At 71.6% G+C, this 1246-nt stretch carries 1 protein-coding gene; it reads left to right on the forward strand.

The window, feature by feature from the left end:
- Nucleotides 1-1246 (forward strand): amino acid adenylation domain-containing protein (locus ABZX30_RS38205; protein WP_355943082.1); only part of this gene is annotated, 1246 nt, incomplete at both ends.

A 1246-nucleotide genomic window follows, 5' to 3' on the forward strand; every position in this document is an offset into this window, starting at 1 on the left:
TGTGGAAGGCGGGGGCCGCCTATCTGCCGCTCGATGCGGGGTTGCCGGCGGAGCGGATCGCGTTCCAGCTCGCGGACAGCGGCGCGGTCCTGACGTTGACGACCGAGGAGATTCTCGAGGATCTTCCGGCGGGGCGGCATCGGCTGGTGGCGGTGGACGGGGCGCTGGTGGCGATGCAGCTGGCCGGGTTTCCGGCGACCGCGCCCGAGGTCGCCGTGGAGCGGGAGCAGTTGGCGTATGTGATCTATACGTCGGGTTCGACCGGCCGCCCGAAGGGGGTCGCCATCTCGCACGGGGCGTTGGCGAACTATGTGTCGTCGGTGCCGGAGCGGGTGGGGTTTGGTGGGGCCGGTGGCCTGTATGCGGTGTTGCAAGGTCCGGCCACCGACCTCGGCAACACGGCGCTGTTCGCCAGTCTGACGACCGGTGGTGAGTTGCATCTGCTGGATGAGGAGGTGGTGACGGATCCGGTGGCGGTGGCCGGGTATCTGGCCGAGCAGCGGATCGACTATCTCAAGGCGGTGCCCTCCCACCTGGCCGCGCTCGGTGCTGCTGCTGTGGTGCCGGCGGGTTCGCTGGTGCTGGGCGGTGAGGCGGCCCCGCCCGCGCTGGTGCAGGAACTCCTGGCCGCGGCCGGTGGGTGCGGTGTGTTCAACCACTATGGGCCGACCGAGACCACCATCGGCGTGGCGACCACCCGCCTCACGGCGGAGGTCCTCACCTCCGGGGTGATCCCGGTGGGTGCTCCGGTGGCGAACACCCGCTTCTACGTGCTGGATGACGGTCTGCAGCCGGTGGCGCCGGGTGTGGTGGGTGAGCTGTATGTCGCGGGTGCGCAGGTGGCGCGGGGGTATGTGGGCCGGGCGGGGTTGACGGCGGAGCGGTTCGTGGCCTGCCCGTTCGGTGGTCCGGGTGGGCGGATGTATCGGACCGGGGACCGGGTGCGGTGGACGTCCGGTGGTGAGTTGGTGTTCGCGGGGCGGGCGGATGAGCAGGTCAAGGTGCGTGGGTTCCGGGTGGAGCCGGGTGAGGTGCAGGCGGTGCTGGCCGCGCATTCGCAGCTCGCCCAGGCCGCCGTCACGGCCCGTGAGGACGTGCCGGGGGATGTGCGCCTGGTGGCGTATGTCGTTGCTGCGGACGAGGACGCCGACCCGGGCGAGCTGGCCGCCTCGGTGCGCACGTTCGCCGCCGGGCGGCTGCCGGAGCACATGGTCCCCTCCGCGGTGGTCGTGCTGGAGGGGCTGCC

Source organism: Streptomyces sp. NPDC004542, assembly GCF_040610035.1.
GTDB lineage: Bacteria > Actinomycetota > Actinomycetes > Streptomycetales > Streptomycetaceae > Streptomyces.